This window comes from Arthrobacter sp. Leaf234, from assembly GCF_001422665.1.
Classification (GTDB): domain Bacteria; phylum Actinomycetota; class Actinomycetes; order Actinomycetales; family Micrococcaceae; genus Arthrobacter_D.
This window is the reverse complement of the sequence record NZ_LMLU01000001.1, coordinates 1,289,512-1,305,410: the sequence shown is the minus strand read 5'-3', so window position 1 is coordinate 1,305,410 and position 15,899 is coordinate 1,289,512. Positions and strand designations below refer to the sequence as shown.

The window sequence follows — 15,899 nt, the reverse complement described above, 5'->3', positions numbered from 1 at the left end:
TCAACGCAACAACCCTTCGTAGTGACGCTGCTGGAGCTGCGCGTCGATCTGCTTGACGGTCTCCAGCCCCACGCCCACCATGATCAGGATCGACGTGCCGCCGAAGGGGAAGTTCTGGTTGGCGCCGATCGCCACGAGGGCGATCAGCGGGATGAGCGCCACGAGACCGAGATAGATGGCGCCCGGCAGGGTGATGCGGGAGAGCACGTACTGCAGGTACTCGGCCGTGGGCCGGCCTGCCCTGATGCCCGGGATGAAGCCGCCGTACTTCTTCATGTTGTCGGAGACCTCGTCCGGGTTGAACGTGATGGCGACGTAGAAGTACGTGAAGAAGACGATCAGCAGGAAGTACATCGCCATGTAGAGCGGGTGGTCGCCACTGGTGAGGTACGTGGTGATCCAATTGACCCAGTCGGCGGGCGGTGTCCCGTCCTGCGGCGTGTTGAACTGTGCGATCAGGCTCGGCAGGTACAGCATCGACGACGCGAAGATCACGGGGATGACACCCGCCATGTTGACCTTGATGGGGATGTACGTGCTGCTGCCGCCGAGCGTGCGGCGGCCGACCATCCGCTTGGCGTACTGGACCGGGATGCGGCGCTGCGACTGCTCCACGAAGATCACGAGGGCGACGACGACGACGCCCATCAGGAGCACGAACGCGAACACGGTGGCACCCTGGGTACGGAAGATCTCACCCAGCGAGGTCGGGAACCCGGCCGCGATCGCAGTGAAGATGAGCAGCGACATGCCGTTGCCGACGCCGCGCTCGGTGATGAGCTCGCCCATCCACATGATCAGGCCGGTGCCGGCAGTCAGGGTGATGATCAGGAGGATGATCGTGATGAGCGAATCGTCCGGGATCAGCGGGACGGGACAGTTGCCGAGCAATGCTCCCGAGCGCGCCAGCGAGACGAGGGTCGTGGCATTGAGGAGACCGAGGGCGATCGTCAGGTAACGCGTGTACTGGGTCAGTTTGGACTGGCCCTGGGCGCCTTCCTGGTGCAGCTCCTGGAAGCGGGGAATGACCACCCGGAGGAGCTGGGTGATGATGCTCGCGGTGATATACGGCATGATGCCCAGCGCGAAGATCGAGACCTGCAGGAGGGCTCCGCCGCTGAAGAGGTTGACGAACTGGTACAGGCCGCCGTCGGTGTTGCCGAGGTCCAGGCACTGCTGGACGTTGCCGTAGTCGACTCCCGGGGCGGGGATGAAGGCCCCGAGGCGGAAGATGGTGATGATTCCCAGCGTGAACAACAGCTTGCGCCGCAAGTCTGGCGTCCGGAATGCCCGGCCAATAGCGCTAAGCAAGCGTCCTCCTGAAGGTCTGTTGGTCCTGTGGCGGACCGTGCACAACAACCGAGTCTAACGGTTGGTCGCCGGCGCGAGACTCACGCCGGCCCTGGGGTGGCCGGAGCCGAAAAAAGACTCCTGGTGGGCCGATTCGGTCCTGCCCACCAGAAGTCTAGTTCCTCAGTGCTGTCGATCACAGCCGTCCCCTCCCCCGACACACGGGAAAGGAGACGGCCAGTGGCCTACAGTTCGGTGACGGTTCCGCCCGCAGCGACAATCTTCTCCGCAGCGGAGGCGGAGAAGGCGTCGGCCGAGACGTTCACGGAAACCGTGATCTCGCCCGTGCCCAGCACCTTGACGGGCTGGTTCTTGCGGACCGCACCGTTCGCCACCAGGCTGTCCACCGTGACGTCGCCGCCGTCGGGGTACAGCTCGGACAGCTTGTCCAGGTTGACGACCTGGAACTCCACGCGGAACGGGTTCTTGAAACCGCGCAGCTTCGGAAGGCGCATGTGCAGGGGCAACTGGCCACCCGCGAATCCTGCCTTCACCTGGTAGCGCGCTGCGGTTCCCTTGGTTCCACGTCCGGCGGTCTTACCCTTCGAACCCTCACCACGGCCGACACGGGTCTTCGCCGTCTTGGCACCCGGGGCGGGACGCAGGTGGTGGACCTTGAGGGCGTGGACGCGCTCCTCGCTGGCGGCCGGAGCCGCAGTGTTCTTCTCTGCCATTAGTTGGCCTCCTCAACCTTCAAGAGGTGCGGAACCGTGTTGACCATGCCGACGGTGACGGCGTCCGCTTCACGGACCACGGTGTGGCCGATCCGCTTGAGGCCGAGCGACCGCAGCGTGTCGCGCTGGTTCTGCTTGCCGCCGATGGCGGACTTGATCTGTGTGATCGAGAGCTGCTTGGTGCTCACGACTACGCGCTTCGGAGTGATGGCGGTCATCACGCACCTGCCTTCTGAGCTGCGATCGCGCGCAGCATCTGGTGGGATGCGACCTCGTCGAGGGGCAGGCCACGGCGGGCCGCGACTGCCTGGGGCTCTTCGAGGCGCTTCAGGGCATCGACGGTCGCGTGAACGATGTTGATGGCGTTCGCCGAACCGAGCGACTTCGAGAGGACGTCGTGGATGCCGACGCACTCGAGCACCGCACGCACCGGACCGCCGGCGATCACACCGGTACCCGGGGACGCGGGACGGAGCAGCACGACGCCGGCTGCGGCCTCGCCCTGTACCAGGTGCGGGACGGTGCCACCGATCCGCGGAACGCGGAACATCGTCTTCTTGGCTTCCTCGACGGCCTTCTGGATGGCGGAGGGAACTTCCTTCGCCTTTCCATAACCGACGCCGACCATGCCGTTGCCGTCGCCGACCACCACGAGGGCGGTGAAGCTGAAGCGACGGCCGCCCTTGACGACCTTCGCGACGCGGTTGATGGTGACGACGCGTTCGATGAACTTGTCCTTGTCGTCGTTCCGACCGCCGTCACGGCCGCCACGGCCGCCGCGCTCGCCACCGCGGGCGTTGCCGCCGCGCTGGTCACCGCCGCGCGAGTTGCCCCGCGCGTTGGAGCGGTTGGCGTCAGCCGACGCGGTGTCGGTTGCGCCTACAGCCGGAGCTTCGGCCGCGGGCTGCTCTGTAGCCGTATTCAATGGGGCTTCCTTTGCCTTGGTTTCCTCGGTCACAGTGACAGCCCACCTTCACGTGCACCGTCTGCGATGGCTGCAACCCGACCGTGGTACTTGTTGCCACCGCGGTCGAAGACGACGGCCTCGACGCCGGCAGCCATGGCCCGTGCCGCGACGAGCTCGCCGACGCGCTTGGCCTTGGCGGTCTTGTCACCGTCGAAGGACCGGAGGTCCGCTTCGAGGGTGGATGCCGAGGCGACGGTCATGCCCTTGGTGTCGTCGACGACCTGCACGAAGACGTGGCGGGCCGAACGGTTGACGACCAGGCGGGGACGCACGGCCGTACCCGAGACGCGCTTGCGTACACGGAGGTGGCGACGTCCACGCGAGGCGGACTTGCTCTTCGAGCTGCGCTTCTTGTTGATGCTCAGACCCATGGTTACTTACCAGCCTTTCCGACCTTGCGGCGGATGATCTCGCCTGCGTAGCGGATGCCCTTGCCCTTGTACGGGTCGGGCTTGCGCAGCTTGCGGATGGTTGCAGCGACCTCGCCGACCTGCTGCTTGTTGATGCCCGCGACCGAGAGCTTGGTGGGGCTGTCCACGGTCAGGGTGATGCCCTCGGGAGCCTTGACGGCCACCGGGTGGCTGTAGCCCAGGGCGAACTCGAGGTCACTGCCCTTCGCCTGCACGCGGTAACCGGTGCCGACGATCTCGAGGTTCTTCTTGTAGCCCTCGGTGACTCCGACGATCATGTTGGAGATCAGCGTGCGCGTCAGGCCGTGCAGTGAGCGCGACTCGCGCTCGTCGTTCGGCCGGGAGACGGTGAGGATCCCGCCGTCGAGGGTGACCTCGATGGGGCTGGGCACCCTGTGGCTCAGTTCGCCCTTGGCGGCCTTGACCGAGACGACGTTGCCGTCGACCGTGATGTCGACACCGGCAGGAACGGTGATGGGGAGACGTCCAATACGTGACATGTTCTGTTCCCTTTCCCGTTACCAGACGTAGGCGAGGACTTCCCCACCTACACCCTTCTTGGATGCCTGGCGGTCCGTGAGCAGACCGGAGGACGTGGACAGGATGGCGATGCCGAGTCCGCCGAGCACGTGCGGCAGATTGGTGGACTTGGCGTACACGCGGAGGCCCGGCTTGGAGATGCGGCGGATGCCGGCGATGGAGCGCTGGCGGTCCGGGCCGAACTTGAGGTCGATGGTCAGCTTCTTGCCGACCTCCGCTTCCTCTTCCTTCCAGCCGGCGATGTAGCCCTCGGCCTTCAGGATGTCCGCGACGCGGGCCTTCAGCTTGCTGTACGGCATGGACACGGAGTCGTGGTAAGCCGAGTTTGCGTTGCGCAGACGCGTGAGCATGTCTGCGACAGGATCTGTCATTGTCATGTGGGCTCTTGCCCTTCCTCGAAACGGTTTCCGGTCTCCGTCCGGCACTCAGGGTGCCGGCTGGAGCGGACCTGCAACGTAGTTAGATTAATCTTCGGATTTGAAGGGGAAGCCGAGCGCCTTGAGGAGCGCGCGGCCCTCGGCGTCGGTCTTGGCGGTCGTGACGACGGTGATGTCCATGCCACGTACACGGTCGATACGGTCCTGGTCGATCTCGTGGAACATCGACTGCTCCGTGAGGCCGAAGGTGTAGTTGCCGTTGCCGTCGAACTGCTTGCCGTTGAGGCCGCGGAAGTCGCGGATACGGGGCAGTGCGAGGGAGATGAGGCGGTCCGTGAATTCCCACATGCGGTCTCCACGCAGGGTCGCGTGTGCACCGATGGGCATTCCCTCACGGAGCTTGAACTGCGCGATGGACTTGCGGGCCTTGGTGACCTGGGGCTTCTGGCCCGTGATCGCCGTGAGGTCCTTGACGGCCCCGTCGATCAGCTTGGAGTCCTTGGCGGCGTCACCGACACCCATGTTCACGACGACCTTGACCAGGCGGGGGACCTGGTTCACGTTGGAGTAGTTGAACTGCTCCTGCAGGGTCGCCTTGATCTCGGCCGCGTAGCGGGCCTTGAGACGGGGAAGAACCTTGGTCTCTGTGGTCTCGACAGTCATTACAGATCCTTCCCTGATGACTTGGCGATGCGGACGCGGACAACGCGCTCACGGCCGTCGCGCTCGACGGTCTCGGTGCGGTATCCGACGCGCGTCGGCTTCTTGGTCTCCGGATCGACGACGGCCACGTTGCTGATGTGCACCGGCGCCTCGACGACCTCGATGCCACCGGTCTTGGTGCCGCGCTGCGACTGCCCGACCTTGGTGTGCTTGGTGATCCGGTTGATGCCTTCCACGAGGACGCGGTTGGACTCGGGGAACACCTTGAGGACCTTGCCCTGCTTGCCGCGGTCTCCGCCGCGTTCCTGCTTGGCTCCGGTGATGACCTGCACGAGGTCACCCTTCTTGATCTTGAGCTTTGTCTTCTGTGCCATGGACTACAGCACCTCCGGCGCCAGCGAGATGATCTTCATGAAACGCTTGTCGCGGAGCTCGCGACCGACAGGGCCGAAGATACGGGTACCGCGGGGGTCGCCGTCGTTCTTCAGGATCACTGCTGCGTTCTCGTCGAACTTGATGTAGGAACCGTCCGCACGGCGGCGTTCCTTCTTGGTGCGGACGATGACCGCCTTGACGACGTCGCCCTTCTTGACGTTGCCGCCCGGGATGGCGTCCTTCACCGTGGCGACGATGACGTCGCCGATGCCTGCGTAGCGGCGCCCGGATCCTCCGAGAACGCGGATGGTCAAGATTTCCTTGGCCCCCGTGTTGTCGGCGACCTTTAGCCGCGACTCCTGCTGAATCACTGATTACTCCTGTCGTCGCGCCGGTTCTCTCATCGAGCCTTGCGGAACGGATATGGGTGGGCCCCGAGATACTGGTCCTCACCACGCGTGCGCCTGGGCGCACGGTCCTGCAGAATACCTGCGTGGGGTGGTGAACAAGATCATCGGGCTTTTGCCTATTTGCCCGGTGTGAGGGTCACCCGCGAGGGAACCTCGTGAGGGCATGCGCCAACCCACCAGACAGACAAGATTCTCATGGTATCGCGAGAATGCCCCGGACACGAAATCGTGTCCGGGGCATCCCGGTCGGGAGCCGGCGCGCCGGTCCCTGGTGGTGCTCAGGTGCTACTTGGCCTTCTCGATGACCTCGACCAGGCGCCACCGCTTGGTGGCGGACAGCGGGCGGGTCTCGCTGATGAGGACCATGTCGCCGATGCCGGCGGTGTTGTTCTCGTCGTGCGCCTTGACCTTGGAGCTGCGGCGAAGCACCTTGCCGTACAGTGCGTGCTTCACGCGGTCCTCGACCTCGACGACGATGGTCTTCTCCATCTTGTCCGAGACGACGTAGCCACGGCGTACCTTGCGGTAGCCGCGCGAGTCGGCGCCGTGGACGGCCTTCTCGGTTCCTACGGTCGTCTCGCTCTGCTGCTCACTCATTCGGCGTCCTCCTCAGAAGCCTCGGTGCTCACGGAAGGTTCGTCCTTCGTGGCTGCCTTCTTGGCCTTCTTGGGCTTCTCCGCCTTTGCGGGCTTCGCTTCCTCGACGGGAGCGACGACCTCGGGACGGATACCCAGTTCGCGCTCACGCAGCACCGTGTAGATGCGGGCGATGTCGCGCTTGACCGAGCGAAGGCGACCGTGGCTCTCCAGCTGGCCGGTGGCCGACTGGAATCGGAGGTTGAACAGCTCCTCCTTGGCCTTGCGCAGTTCTTCCACCAGACGGTCCTTGTCGAAGCCGTCCAGCTGGTCTGTTGCCAGTTCCTTTGAACCCAGAGCCATAACTATTCACCACCCTCACGACGCACGATGCGTGCCTTCAACGGCAGCTTGTGGATCGCGAGGCGCAGGGCTTCGCGGGCTACCTCTTCGGAAACACCGGACAGTTCGAAGAGAACACGTCCTGGCTTGACGTTGGCCACCCACCACTCGGGCGAACCCTTACCGGAACCCATGCGGGTCTCGGCAGGCTTCTTGGTCAACGGGCGGTCCGGATAGATGTTGATCCAGACCTTGCCGCCACGCTTGATGTGGCGGGTCATGGCGATACGAGCGGACTCGATCTGCCGGTTGGTGACGTATGCCGGGCTCAGCGCCTGGATACCCCACTCGCCGAAGCTGACCTCGGTACCGCCCGTAGCAGCGCCCGAGCGACCCGGGTGGTGCTGCTTACGGAACTTGACTCGACGTGGGATAAGCATTTAAGCCTGTCCTCCTTCAGTCGCGGCTGTAGAAGCTGCGGCGGTCTCGGCGGGTGCTGACGCACCCTGGCCCTCGGAACGCTCGGGAGCGCGACGACGACGGTCTCCGCCACGGTCGCCACCACGGTCGGCGCCGGCAGGGCCACGGCCCGGACGGTCTCCACCGCGGCCGCGGGAAGGAGCAGCGGCAGCCTGGGCTGCGAGTTCCTTCGCCGTGACGTCACCCTTGTAGATCCAGACCTTCACGCCGATGCGGCCGAAGGTGGTCTTCGCTTCAAAGAAGCCGTAGTCGATGTTGGCGCGGAGCGTGTGCAGGGGAACGCGTCCCTCGCGGTAGAACTCCGAACGGCTCATCTCGGCGCCACCCAGGCGACCGGAGCACTGGACACGGATGCCCTTGGCTCCCGCACGCTGGGCGGACTGCATGGCCTTCTTCATCGCGCGCCGGAAGGCCACGCGGGAGGAGAGCTGCTCAGCGATGCCCTGGGCGACGAGCTGTGCCTCGATCTCGGGGTTCTTGACCTCGAGGATGTTCAGCTGGACCTGCTTGCCGGTGAGCTTCTCGAGCTCGCCGCGGATGCGGTCCGCCTCGGCTCCACGACGGCCGATCACGATACCGGGACGTGCCGTGTGGATGTCCACGCGGACACGGTCGCGGGTGCGCTCGATCTCGACCTTCGCGATGCCGGCGCGGTCCATGCCGGTCGACATCAGCTGGCGGATCTTGATGTCCTCACGAACGAAGTCGCGGTAGCGCTGGCCCGGCTTGTTGCTGTCGGCGAACCAATGTGACCTGTGGTCGGTGGTGATGCCGAGTCGGAACCCATGCGGGTTTACTTTCTGTCCCACTTAGCGGACCTCCACTTTCTCAGGGGTAGCGACGACAACCGTGATGTGGCTGGTCCGCTTGTTGATGCGGAACGCACGGCCCTGGGCGCGCGGCCGGAACCGCTTCATCGTGGGGCCTTCATCAACAAATGCCTCGCTGATGATGAGGTTGTCCTCGTCGAAGGCGACGCCGTCACGGTCCGCGAGGACTCGTGCGTTGGCCATCGCCGACTGGACCACCTTGAATACCGGCTCCGAAGCAACCTGTGGGGCAAACTTCAGAATAGCCAGAGCCTCATTCGCCTGCTTACCACGAACAAGGTTGACGACGCGCCGGGCCTTCATAGGCGTTACGCGGATATGACGCGCAATAGCCTTGGCTTCCATTGCTTTCCTTCTCTCGTCTTAGCCGTAAGAGCAGCGCCTAGCGGCGCTTGCCCTTGCGGTCGTCCTTAACATGGCCGCGGAAGGTCCGCGTGGGAGCGAATTCGCCGAGCTTGTGCCCGACCATCGACTCGGTGACGAACACCGGGATGTGCTTGCGTCCGTCGTGCACCGCGATCGTGTGCCCGAGCATGTCGGGGACGATCATGGAGCGGCGGGACCACGTCTTGATGACGTTCTTCGTGCCCGATTCGTTCTCGCGAGCGACCTTTACATAAAGGTGCTGATCGACGAAGGGGCCTTTCTTCAGGCTGCGTGGCATGTCTCCAGGCTCCTATCGCTTGTTCTTGCCGGAACGACGGCGACGCACGATGAGTGAATCGCTCTCTTTGTTGGGGCGACGGGTGCGGCCTTCGGCCTTACCGTTCGGGTTGACCGGGTGGCGTCCACCGGAGGTCTTGCCCTCGCCACCACCGTGCGGGTGGTCGACCGGGTTCATGGCGACACCGCGGACGGTCGGGCGGATGCCCTTCCAGCGGTTACGGCCGGCCTTGCCCCAGTTGATGTTCGACTGCTCGGCGTTGCCGACCTCGCCGATCGTCGCGCGGCAGCGGACGTCGACGTTGCGGATCTCGCCGGAGGGCAGTCGCAGCTGGGCGAAGCGGCCTTCCTTGGCGACGAGCTGGACCGAGGCACCGGCGGAGCGTGCCATCTTCGCGCCGCCACCCGGTCGGAGCTCGACGGCGTGGATGACGGTACCCACGGGGATGTTACGCAGCGGCAGGTTGTTGCCGGGCTTGATGTCCGCCCCGGCGCCGGCCTCGACGAAGTCACCCTGCTTGAGCTTGTTGGGTGCGACGATGTAGCGCTTGGTGCCGTCGACGTAGTGCAGCAGGGCGATGCGCGCGGTGCGGTTCGGATCGTATTCGATCTCCGCGACGCGGGCGTCGACGCCGTCCTTGTCGTGGCGGCGGAAGTCGATCAGACGGTACTGACGCTTGTGTCCACCACCCTTGTGGCGGGTCGTGATCTTACCGGTGTTGTTGCGTCCACCCTTCTTGGGAAGGGGACGGACCAACGACTTCTCCGGTGTCGACCGGGTGATTTCTGCGAAGTCGGCAACGCTCGAGCCACGACGGCCCGGGGTTGTCGGCTTGTATTTACGGATTCCCATAACTCAATTCCTCGTTAAAGTGGTCTCCGCTCTCAGGAGAGCGGACCGCCGAAGATGTCGATCGAGCCCTCTTTGAGGGACACGATGGCACGCTTGGTGCCCTTGCGCTGACCCCAGCCGAACTTGGTGCGCTTGCGCTTGCCAACCCGGTTGATGGTGTTGATCGAGTCGACCTTCACGGAGAAGATCTTCTCGACCGCCAGCTTGATCTCTTCCTTGTTCGAGCGGGGGTCGACCAGGAAGGTGTACTTGCCTTCGTCGATCAGGCCGTAGCTCTTCTCCGAGACGACGGGTGCAATGACGACGTCGCGCGGGTCCTTTGCGATGCTGCCGCTCACGTGGCATCCTCCTCGGTGATGACATCAGCCGAACCGACGAACTGGTCGTAGGCTGCCTTGGTGAAGATCACGTCGTCGGACACCAGCACGTCGTACGTGTTGAGCTGGTCCACATAAAGGACGTGTACCTCGGGGACGTTGCGCACGGACAGTGCGGCGACGTCGTTGGCACGCTCGATCACGACGAGCAGGCGGGGCCGCTCGGAGATCGCGCGCAGGGTCTCGATGGCACCCTTGGTGGACGGCTTGCCGCCGTCGACCAGGGACTCGAGAACGTGGATACGACCGTTGCGTGCCCGGTCCGAGAGGGCGCCGCGCAGTGCAGCAGCCTTCATCTTCTTGGGGGTGCGCTGGCTGTAGTCGCGGGGCGTGGGTCCGTGGACGACGCCACCACCGGTCATGTGGGGTGCGCGGATCGAACCCTGGCGGGCGCGACCGGTTCCCTTCTGCTTGAACGGCTTGCGGCCTGCACCGCTGACCTCGGCGCGCGTCTTCGTCTTGTGCGTGCCCTGGCGGGCGGCAGCAAGCTGAGCCACGACGACCTGGTGCAGCAGCGGCACGTTGGTCTGTGCGTCGAAGATCTCCGCGGGGAGATCGACCTGAACTGGATTGGCAGCCATGTGGCTATGCTCCCTTCACGGCGGTGCGTACGAGGACGACCTGGCCGCGGGCGCCGGGGACGGCACCCTTGATCAGCAGCAGCGACTTCTCGGCGTCGACAGCGTGAACCTTGAGGTTCAGCGTGGTCTGACGAACGGCACCCATGCGGCCTGCCATTTTCATTCCACGGAAGACGCGGCTGGGGGTGGATGCTCCACCGATGGAACCGGGCTTGCGGTGGTTCTTGTGGGCACCGTGCGATGCACCGACGCCGTGGAAACCGTGGCGCTTCATGACGCCTGCGAAGCCCTTGCCCTTGGTGGTGCCGATGACGTCGACCGTCTGGCCGGCCTCGAACATCCCGACGGAGAGTTCCTGACCGAGCGAGTAGGAGTCGGCGTCGGAGGTCCGCAGTTCGACGACGTGACGGCGAGGCGTGACGCCTGCCTTCTCGAAGTGGCCGGCGAGCGGCTTGGTGACCTTGCGGGGATCGATCTGGCCGAAGCCGATCTGCACGGCGGTGTAGCCGTCCTTCTCCTCGTCGAGGAGCTGCGTGATGACGTTCGAGTCAGCCTGGACGACGGTGACGGGGATGAGGATGTTGTTCTCGTCCCAGACCTGGGTCATGCCGAGCTTGATGCCCAGCAGGCCTTTTACCTGGCGCGTAAGTGAAGTAGGCATGTGTATCCGCTCTCCCTTACAGCTTGATTTCGATGTTCACGTCCGCAGGCAGGTCGAGACGCATCAGCGAATCGACGGCCTTGGGCGTGGGATCAATGATGTCGATCAGGCGCTTGTGAGTACGCATTTCGAAGTGCTCACGGCTGTCCTTGTACTTGTGCGGGGACCGGATGACAACGAAAACGTTCTTCTCCGTGGGCAGGGGCACGGGGCCCACTACCGTTGCGCCTGCGCGCGTCACCGTCTCAACGATCTTCCGGGCTGAAACATCGATGACCTCGTGGTCATATGACTTCAGCCGGATGCGGATTTTTTGTCCCGCCATGGCGTCTCGACTCTCTCTCTACATAACTGCCTGGGCAGTTCCGGTACGTACGTACATTTCCTGCGTCCGTTGCGCGACGCTCCCCGAACAGACTGAATCCGGATGGATCCGGGTTCCTCACCCTGCCGGGACTCCGACCCCCGCGCTCGGGCGTGTCGCACTTCTTTGACACACACGGTCCGCTGTTCCGGACGAGCCGAACGGGGTGGATTTTATCTTTGGGCCATACCGAACGGTGGATCTGACCCCTGCATCAGGCATTATCCTGACCGGGATGAGGTCTCAGACCGCGCACGCTGGCGCTTGAACAACTTATCTAGTGTCGCAGATCGCCGGGATGATTGCGAACCGGCGGGGAAGTGCCGCACCGTGATCCGGCACACCCGCATCGTGCCCGGACGGTGAGGGAGGGCGCGAGCGAGGCGCGGACCATGCTGCAAGGATCAGGACGGGACGGACACCGGCCCGTCACGCTTGGGGCTCCCGGCCCGGCCTGCCGGCCGGCTGCACGGCGTCCGGTGCGGCCTGCCCGCCGCCCGGCCGCGCCGGACCCTCGCCACCGTCATCCCATGCCGGGACCTCGGGTGGCCCGGGCTGGACAGGAGCGGTGGCCTCGCTCCCCCGCGTCTGGCTGTTGAGCTTCCAGACCGCGAAGGCGAGCAGCGCGAGCGCTGCGACGGTGAGCAGCAGGAAGGTGTACCCCCGCAGGAACCACAGCAGGGCGAGGACTATTCCGACGGCTCCCCAGATGCTGAAGAGCCGGCGGGACAGCGCGACACCCGCCGCCAGGAGCAGCACGTGACCGCAGAGTGCCCAGACCTGCGCACCCGCGGTTCCGCCGGTGATGGTCAGCAGTGCGGTCCCGGAGAGCACGACGGCCCCTGCGGACAGCCAGACCGGCCCGCGCCGGGCGCTGCCGCGCAGGAACGAGTAGGCGGCGAGAACCGCGAGGGCGACCACCCACCACTGCGCCGCCCAGAAGAAGGTGATGCCGCCCGACACCGCCCAGGTGATGCGCTGCGCCGCGGCGACGAGTACCAGGAACGCCAGTTCCGCGGCGACCGGCCGCCGTGGCGCCGGCACCTCGCGCACCGCCAGGACAGCCACCACTCCGAGGACCACCGACCCGGCAATGGCTTCCTGATGGGGCACCGTAGCGACCAGCGAGGCCACGGCAGCCCAGCAGAGCGCCGTCGAACCGAGGATCCGGTAGCGGAGCTCGCCGTGATCATCCATGGCCAGCAGATCCCGGGCGAGGTACAGGAGGCCTGCTGCCAGGACTGCGCCGACCAGCAGTTGCATCACGGCTGATCCGGCTGGACCCCCCATGTCCAGCGTGACTTCCTGGATGAAGGCCGCGGAGAGGACGATGACCGCGAGGGCGGCAATCCCGTCGAGCCAGGGGAGGCGGTCGACGCGCGAGAAGGCGAAGAGGGCGCCGGCGACGGCCGCCGCGACGATGACCCGGTCCCAGCCGCCATCCGCGAACGAGAAGAGGCCTGCCTCGAGGGCGAAGAGTCCCGCTCCCACCCGGAGGGGGAGCCTTCGGCGTTCCTCCCCGGAACGCACCCCCACGACGACGAGGGCGAGGAGCAAGGCAGCCGCCAGCAGCGCTCCGCCCCACATCGCCAGGGGCGCGCGGGGCAGCCATCCCTGCGGTGCTGTTTCCAGCCCACCCGCCAGGACGGCGATCGAGGCAGCCAGCGCGTACAGGGCAGGGTAGGCGGCAGCCGTCCTGTGCTGGACGGTGAACAGGATGACGGAGACGACCAGCAGCAGAGCCAGATGCACCACGATGACCCCGAGCTGGACTGTCGGACCCGCCAGCACCGAGTACGCCAGGGGCAGTGCTGCCAGTGCCGCGGTGCTCAGCCAGGCCGACGACGCTTGCAGACCGAGGTCACGGAGGCGCCGTCGGATGATCACGCGGACGATCTCCTGCAGTGCTATGCCGACGGCCACGACGGTCAGTACGCCGTGCACGGTGAGGTCCAGATCCCTGGACACGAGTGCGGAGAGCACGGTGAAGGCGATCTGCGCCGCGAGCAGATAGGCACCGCGGCGCCGGTGATCGATGGCACGACGTGCCGTCAAACCACCATGCACGACGGCGCACGCGAGCAGGACCTCGAAGGTGCGGTACCCGAAGCCCGCGGCGGCGCACGCACATGCCGCAACGATCAGGGAGACCGGACCGGCCGCCTCGACGTACCACCCCTGCAGCACCGGGCGCGGGGCCCGCGGTCCACGCTGCTGGGTGACCGGTCCCCTGGTCGGCTGCGTCGACGTGCTCTCCCCCACGAGCGGCAGCAGGAGCGTCGTCAGGAGGCCGCCGGCGACGGTGGTCCAGATGGCGATCGCGGTGACCGGTCCTACTCCTGAATCCGCCGCGGCGACGAGCGCTGCCACGAGCGAGACGATACTCGAGGTGCAGATGACCCACGGGCTGTACGGGGTTGCACGGATTGCACGGATCCGCACCACCTCGGCCAGGTGGTTCGCGACCGCCCCCAGGACCACGGCGAGGAGGGCGAGCTCCCCCAGTCGGGCGTCGGGAAGCTCCAGCGTGCGCAGGTGGACCATCACCGCCACCGGCAGCAGGAGGACGCCGCCCGCCCGTGCGGCGAGGAGGAAACGCTCGCGCAGCACGGGCATTGAAGCTCGCGCCCTGAGTAGGAAGTATCCGATGGACAGTGCCAGTACCAGCTCGGCGCGCCACGGCGACTCGCCCGGCGCGATCACCGCGAGCAGGACGCCCGGCAGCACCAGCACCTCCGCCGCTCCCCCGAAGCGCACAGCGATCCACAGGCCGAGGGCCAGCACGAGGAGCACGGGAACCAGGACATCGGGGCCGTCGGGTCCGTCGCCCCGGAGCGGGGACGCCACGACGGCGGCCGCCAGGGCGGTGAGTGCGAAGGTCACCAGGACATCCCGGCGGTACCGGGCCTGCGCGCGCTCTTGCGGGTCGACCTCTCCGCCGACCGAGGTGGTCGGGGCCGGGCCTGCGGCGGTGTCGGCTCCCCCTGGGCCCGCGCCGGGCGGGACCGGGGACGGTCGCGCACCCGGGGTGAGGAGACGACGCAGTGGTGCTGCAAGCACAAGGGCTCCGGCCACCTGCACGGCGAGGCAGAGCGCCAGGACCATGACGGCCCAGAGGAAGGGCAGGTCCAGCGCCGCCAGGATGAGGACGGCTGCCAGTGTCGCGATCAGACGCGTCGCGTAGAAGTGCACGGTCTTCGACACAGGGACGAACACCAGAAGGGCGGCGTAGTGGACGGCCGCGACGACCCACAGGAGTGCACGCTCACCCGGCGCCAGAAGACTGCCGAGCAGGAGGGATGCACCGAGGGCCAACGGTGTCAGGACACGGTGCGCGTCGAGCACCGCGCGCGTGAGTACCTCGGGCATCCACCGGGGAGCCGGATGAGCCAGCACGGCGAGCAGCGCCGCCACACCGATGGAGCAGGTGAAGTACCAGATGAGCGCGCCGCCGATCAGCGACACCGAGGACAACGCGATCGACAGGAGGAACGGGATGCTCAGGTAGGCGACCACCCGGCTCTGGAGGCGGACGGCGGCGAGGAGGTAGGCGGCGGTCCCGATCAGTGCCGTGCCGAACCAGGCCAGGGGCCCCTCGTCGGTCAGGACACCGAACAGCACACCAGCCACCGGCAGCAGGGCGAGCCCGGTGCCCGCGAACGCCACTGCAGCGGGACGCAATCGGGGTAACCGGGCGTGGAGGATCAGGCCGCCGACGTAGAACAGCGCGACGACTGCACAGATCGTCACGGCGCGTGCCGGACCCGGCACCGCGGCCCCGATGAACAGTCCTCCTGCAGCGACGAGCAGGAGGCTTGCCGAGTACAGCGCGATGTTGATCGTGCGCAGGTCCCGCGCGGCTTTCGCTGCTGCCAGGTCTACGGTGGACGGCGGCGCGGGTGGTCCGAGCGGAGCGGGCCGTCCGGTCAGAGCCGGAGCGGGCGGCGCGGACGCCGCGGGCGGCCCGGTCGGCGAGGCCTGCCCGGTCGGGGTCGGGACGGTCGGGACGGTCGGGACGGTCGGGACGGTCGGGACGGTCGACGACGACCCGGTCCGAGGAGGCGCGGGCGCTGGTGACCAGGCCTGCAGCGGACGGCCCGACGCTCCGGGGCCTCCCTCCGCTCCGAGGGGAGCCTGAGCCTCCTGGGCCGCCCGGTAGCCGGCCTCGAAGCCCTCCCCGTACACGACGGCCGGCGGCGGTACATCCCGCGGCCAGCTTCCCGCCCGACGTGCGCTCCGTGCGCCGAGTAACCAGCCGACGCCGACGAACGCGCCGAGGAACACCACCAGGACCAGGACAAGGATCACACCCACTGCACTCCCCCACTTCGGACCCACGCCTGTGCGTCCTCCGGCAAGTGTAGGGGTCTGTCCCGCCCGGAACGCCGAAGGGCCCCCGCTGTCGAG

22 protein-coding genes are annotated in these 15,899 nt (G+C 66.3%); all 22 read right to left on the bottom strand.

Features of this window, described 5'->3' with window-relative positions; translation table 11 throughout:
- The 22 genes from secY to ASF21_RS06020 all read right to left on the bottom strand — a co-directional run bounded on the left by secY (position 1) and on the right by ASF21_RS06020 (position 15,800).
- Positions 1–1,311: a preprotein translocase subunit SecY gene (secY, locus tag ASF21_RS06125; RefSeq protein WP_055768099.1), complete on the bottom strand. Its 1,311-nt coding sequence runs from the start codon at positions 1,309–1,311 to the stop codon at positions 1–3.
- Between the two features lie 224 nt (positions 1,312–1,535).
- Complete coding sequence (gene rplO, locus ASF21_RS06120; RefSeq protein WP_055768097.1) at positions 1,536–2,024, bottom strand: 50S ribosomal protein L15; 489 nt, start codon at positions 2,022–2,024, stop codon at positions 1,536–1,538.
- The gene (gene rpmD, locus ASF21_RS06115) at positions 2,024–2,242 is read right to left on the bottom strand and encodes a 50S ribosomal protein L30 (protein ID WP_055768095.1); all 219 of its coding nucleotides are present in this window, start codon (positions 2,240–2,242) and stop codon (positions 2,024–2,026) included. Before rpmD ends, rplO begins: the two co-directional genes overlap by 1 nt.
- Positions 2,242–2,949, bottom strand: coding sequence for a 30S ribosomal protein S5 (rpsE, locus tag ASF21_RS06110; protein ID WP_157365753.1), 708 nt, complete (start codon positions 2,947–2,949; stop codon positions 2,242–2,244). Before rpsE ends, rpmD begins: the two co-directional genes overlap by 1 nt.
- A gap of 29 nt (positions 2,950–2,978) precedes the next feature.
- Positions 2,979–3,362, bottom strand: a complete 384-nt coding sequence (rplR, locus tag ASF21_RS06105; RefSeq protein WP_055768092.1) for a 50S ribosomal protein L18 — start codon at positions 3,360–3,362, stop codon at positions 2,979–2,981.
- A 2-nt stretch (positions 3,363–3,364) separates the two neighbouring features.
- Positions 3,365–3,901, bottom strand: a complete 537-nt coding sequence (gene rplF, locus ASF21_RS06100; RefSeq protein ID WP_055768089.1) for a 50S ribosomal protein L6 — start codon at positions 3,899–3,901, stop codon at positions 3,365–3,367.
- Between the two features lie 18 nt (positions 3,902–3,919).
- Entirely contained in the window at positions 3,920–4,318 is a 399-nt protein-coding gene (gene rpsH, locus ASF21_RS06095) for a 30S ribosomal protein S8 (RefSeq protein WP_043440638.1), read from the bottom strand.
- An 87-nt stretch (positions 4,319–4,405) separates the two neighbouring features.
- Positions 4,406–4,981 carry a 50S ribosomal protein L5 gene (gene rplE, locus ASF21_RS06090; RefSeq protein WP_055768087.1) on the bottom strand — a complete coding sequence of 192 codons (576 nt, stop codon included), beginning with the start codon at positions 4,979–4,981 and terminating at the stop codon, positions 4,406–4,408.
- The gene (rplX, locus tag ASF21_RS06085) at positions 4,981–5,355 is read right to left on the bottom strand and encodes a 50S ribosomal protein L24 (protein ID WP_055768085.1); all 375 of its coding nucleotides are present in this window, start codon (positions 5,353–5,355) and stop codon (positions 4,981–4,983) included. Before rplX ends, rplE begins: the two co-directional genes overlap by 1 nt.
- 3 nt (positions 5,356–5,358) lie before the next feature.
- Positions 5,359–5,727 (bottom strand): 50S ribosomal protein L14, encoded by a 369-nt coding sequence (rplN, locus tag ASF21_RS06080; protein WP_049829173.1) that lies wholly within the window; start codon positions 5,725–5,727, stop codon positions 5,359–5,361.
- Between the two features lie 324 nt (positions 5,728–6,051).
- Positions 6,052–6,363, bottom strand: a complete 312-nt coding sequence (gene rpsQ, locus ASF21_RS06075) for a 30S ribosomal protein S17 (RefSeq protein ID WP_055768082.1) — start codon at positions 6,361–6,363, stop codon at positions 6,052–6,054.
- Positions 6,360–6,704, bottom strand: a complete 345-nt coding sequence (gene rpmC / locus ASF21_RS06070; RefSeq protein WP_055768078.1) for a 50S ribosomal protein L29 — start codon at positions 6,702–6,704, stop codon at positions 6,360–6,362. Before rpmC ends, rpsQ begins: the two co-directional genes overlap by 4 nt.
- 2 nt (positions 6,705–6,706) lie before the next feature.
- Positions 6,707–7,123, bottom strand: a complete 417-nt coding sequence (rplP, locus tag ASF21_RS06065; protein WP_049829176.1) for a 50S ribosomal protein L16 — start codon at positions 7,121–7,123, stop codon at positions 6,707–6,709.
- The gene (gene rpsC / locus ASF21_RS06060) at positions 7,124–7,972 is read right to left on the bottom strand and encodes a 30S ribosomal protein S3 (RefSeq protein WP_055768076.1); all 849 of its coding nucleotides are present in this window, start codon (positions 7,970–7,972) and stop codon (positions 7,124–7,126) included.
- Positions 7,973–8,338, bottom strand: coding sequence for a 50S ribosomal protein L22 (rplV, locus tag ASF21_RS06055; protein ID WP_055768073.1), 366 nt, complete (start codon positions 8,336–8,338; stop codon positions 7,973–7,975).
- A gap of 37 nt (positions 8,339–8,375) precedes the next feature.
- Positions 8,376–8,657, bottom strand: a complete 282-nt coding sequence (gene rpsS / locus ASF21_RS06050) for a 30S ribosomal protein S19 (protein ID WP_026549122.1) — start codon at positions 8,655–8,657, stop codon at positions 8,376–8,378.
- Positions 8,658–8,669: 12 nt separating this feature from the next.
- Positions 8,670–9,509, bottom strand: coding sequence for a 50S ribosomal protein L2 (rplB, locus tag ASF21_RS06045; RefSeq protein ID WP_055768070.1), 840 nt, complete (start codon positions 9,507–9,509; stop codon positions 8,670–8,672).
- A 32-nt stretch (positions 9,510–9,541) separates the two neighbouring features.
- Positions 9,542–9,847, bottom strand: coding sequence for a 50S ribosomal protein L23 (gene rplW, locus ASF21_RS06040; RefSeq protein WP_049829181.1), 306 nt, complete (start codon positions 9,845–9,847; stop codon positions 9,542–9,544).
- Positions 9,844–10,467, bottom strand: coding sequence for a 50S ribosomal protein L4 (gene rplD / locus ASF21_RS06035; protein ID WP_055768067.1), 624 nt, complete (start codon positions 10,465–10,467; stop codon positions 9,844–9,846). The genes rplW and rplD overlap by 4 nt, the downstream gene beginning before the upstream one ends.
- A gap of 4 nt (positions 10,468–10,471) precedes the next feature.
- Positions 10,472–11,128, bottom strand: a complete 657-nt coding sequence (gene rplC / locus ASF21_RS06030) for a 50S ribosomal protein L3 (protein ID WP_055768063.1) — start codon at positions 11,126–11,128, stop codon at positions 10,472–10,474.
- A gap of 16 nt (positions 11,129–11,144) precedes the next feature.
- On the bottom strand, positions 11,145–11,453 hold the full coding sequence (rpsJ, locus tag ASF21_RS06025) for a 30S ribosomal protein S10 (protein ID WP_026531952.1): 309 nt from the start codon (positions 11,451–11,453) through the stop codon (positions 11,145–11,147).
- Between the two features lie 468 nt (positions 11,454–11,921).
- Positions 11,922–15,800, bottom strand: a complete 3,879-nt coding sequence (locus ASF21_RS06020; protein WP_157365752.1) for a hypothetical protein — start codon at positions 15,798–15,800, stop codon at positions 11,922–11,924.
- Between the last annotated feature and the right edge of the window lie 99 nt (positions 15,801–15,899).

Bases quoted from the DNA above. Each gene is read 5' to 3' on its own strand.
- rpmC (WP_055768078.1), bottom strand. From the start codon at position 6,704: ATGGCTCTGGGTTCAAAGGAACTGGCAACAGACCAGCTGGACGGCTTC.
- rplD (WP_055768067.1), bottom strand. From the start codon at position 10,467: ATGGCTGCCAATCCAGTTCAGGTCGATCTCCCCGCGGAGATCTTCGAC.
- rpsJ (WP_026531952.1), bottom strand. From the start codon at position 11,453: ATGGCGGGACAAAAAATCCGCATCCGGCTGAAGTCATATGACCACGAG.
- rpsH (WP_043440638.1), bottom strand. From the start codon at position 4,318: ATGACAATGACAGATCCTGTCGCAGACATGCTCACGCGTCTGCGCAAC.
- rpsS (WP_026549122.1), bottom strand. From the start codon at position 8,657: ATGCCACGCAGCCTGAAGAAAGGCCCCTTCGTCGATCAGCACCTTTAT.
- rplV (WP_055768073.1), bottom strand. From the start codon at position 8,338: ATGGAAGCCAAGGCTATTGCGCGTCATATCCGCGTAACGCCTATGAAG.
- rplB (WP_055768070.1), bottom strand. From the start codon at position 9,509: ATGGGAATCCGTAAATACAAGCCGACAACCCCGGGCCGTCGTGGCTCG.
- rplC (WP_055768063.1), bottom strand. From the start codon at position 11,128: ATGCCTACTTCACTTACGCGCCAGGTAAAAGGCCTGCTGGGCATCAAG.
- rplR (WP_055768092.1), bottom strand. From the start codon at position 3,362: ATGGGTCTGAGCATCAACAAGAAGCGCAGCTCGAAGAGCAAGTCCGCC.
- rplX (WP_055768085.1), bottom strand. From the start codon at position 5,355: ATGGCACAGAAGACAAAGCTCAAGATCAAGAAGGGTGACCTCGTGCAG.
- rpsQ (WP_055768082.1), bottom strand. From the start codon at position 6,363: ATGAGTGAGCAGCAGAGCGAGACGACCGTAGGAACCGAGAAGGCCGTC.
- rpmD (WP_055768095.1), bottom strand. From the start codon at position 2,242: ATGACCGCCATCACTCCGAAGCGCGTAGTCGTGAGCACCAAGCAGCTC.
- rplE (WP_055768087.1), bottom strand. From the start codon at position 4,981: ATGACTGTCGAGACCACAGAGACCAAGGTTCTTCCCCGTCTCAAGGCC.
- rplF (WP_055768089.1), bottom strand. From the start codon at position 3,901: ATGTCACGTATTGGACGTCTCCCCATCACCGTTCCTGCCGGTGTCGAC.
- rplO (WP_055768097.1), bottom strand. From the start codon at position 2,024: ATGGCAGAGAAGAACACTGCGGCTCCGGCCGCCAGCGAGGAGCGCGTC.
- rplP (WP_049829176.1), bottom strand. From the start codon at position 7,123: ATGCTTATCCCACGTCGAGTCAAGTTCCGTAAGCAGCACCACCCGGGT.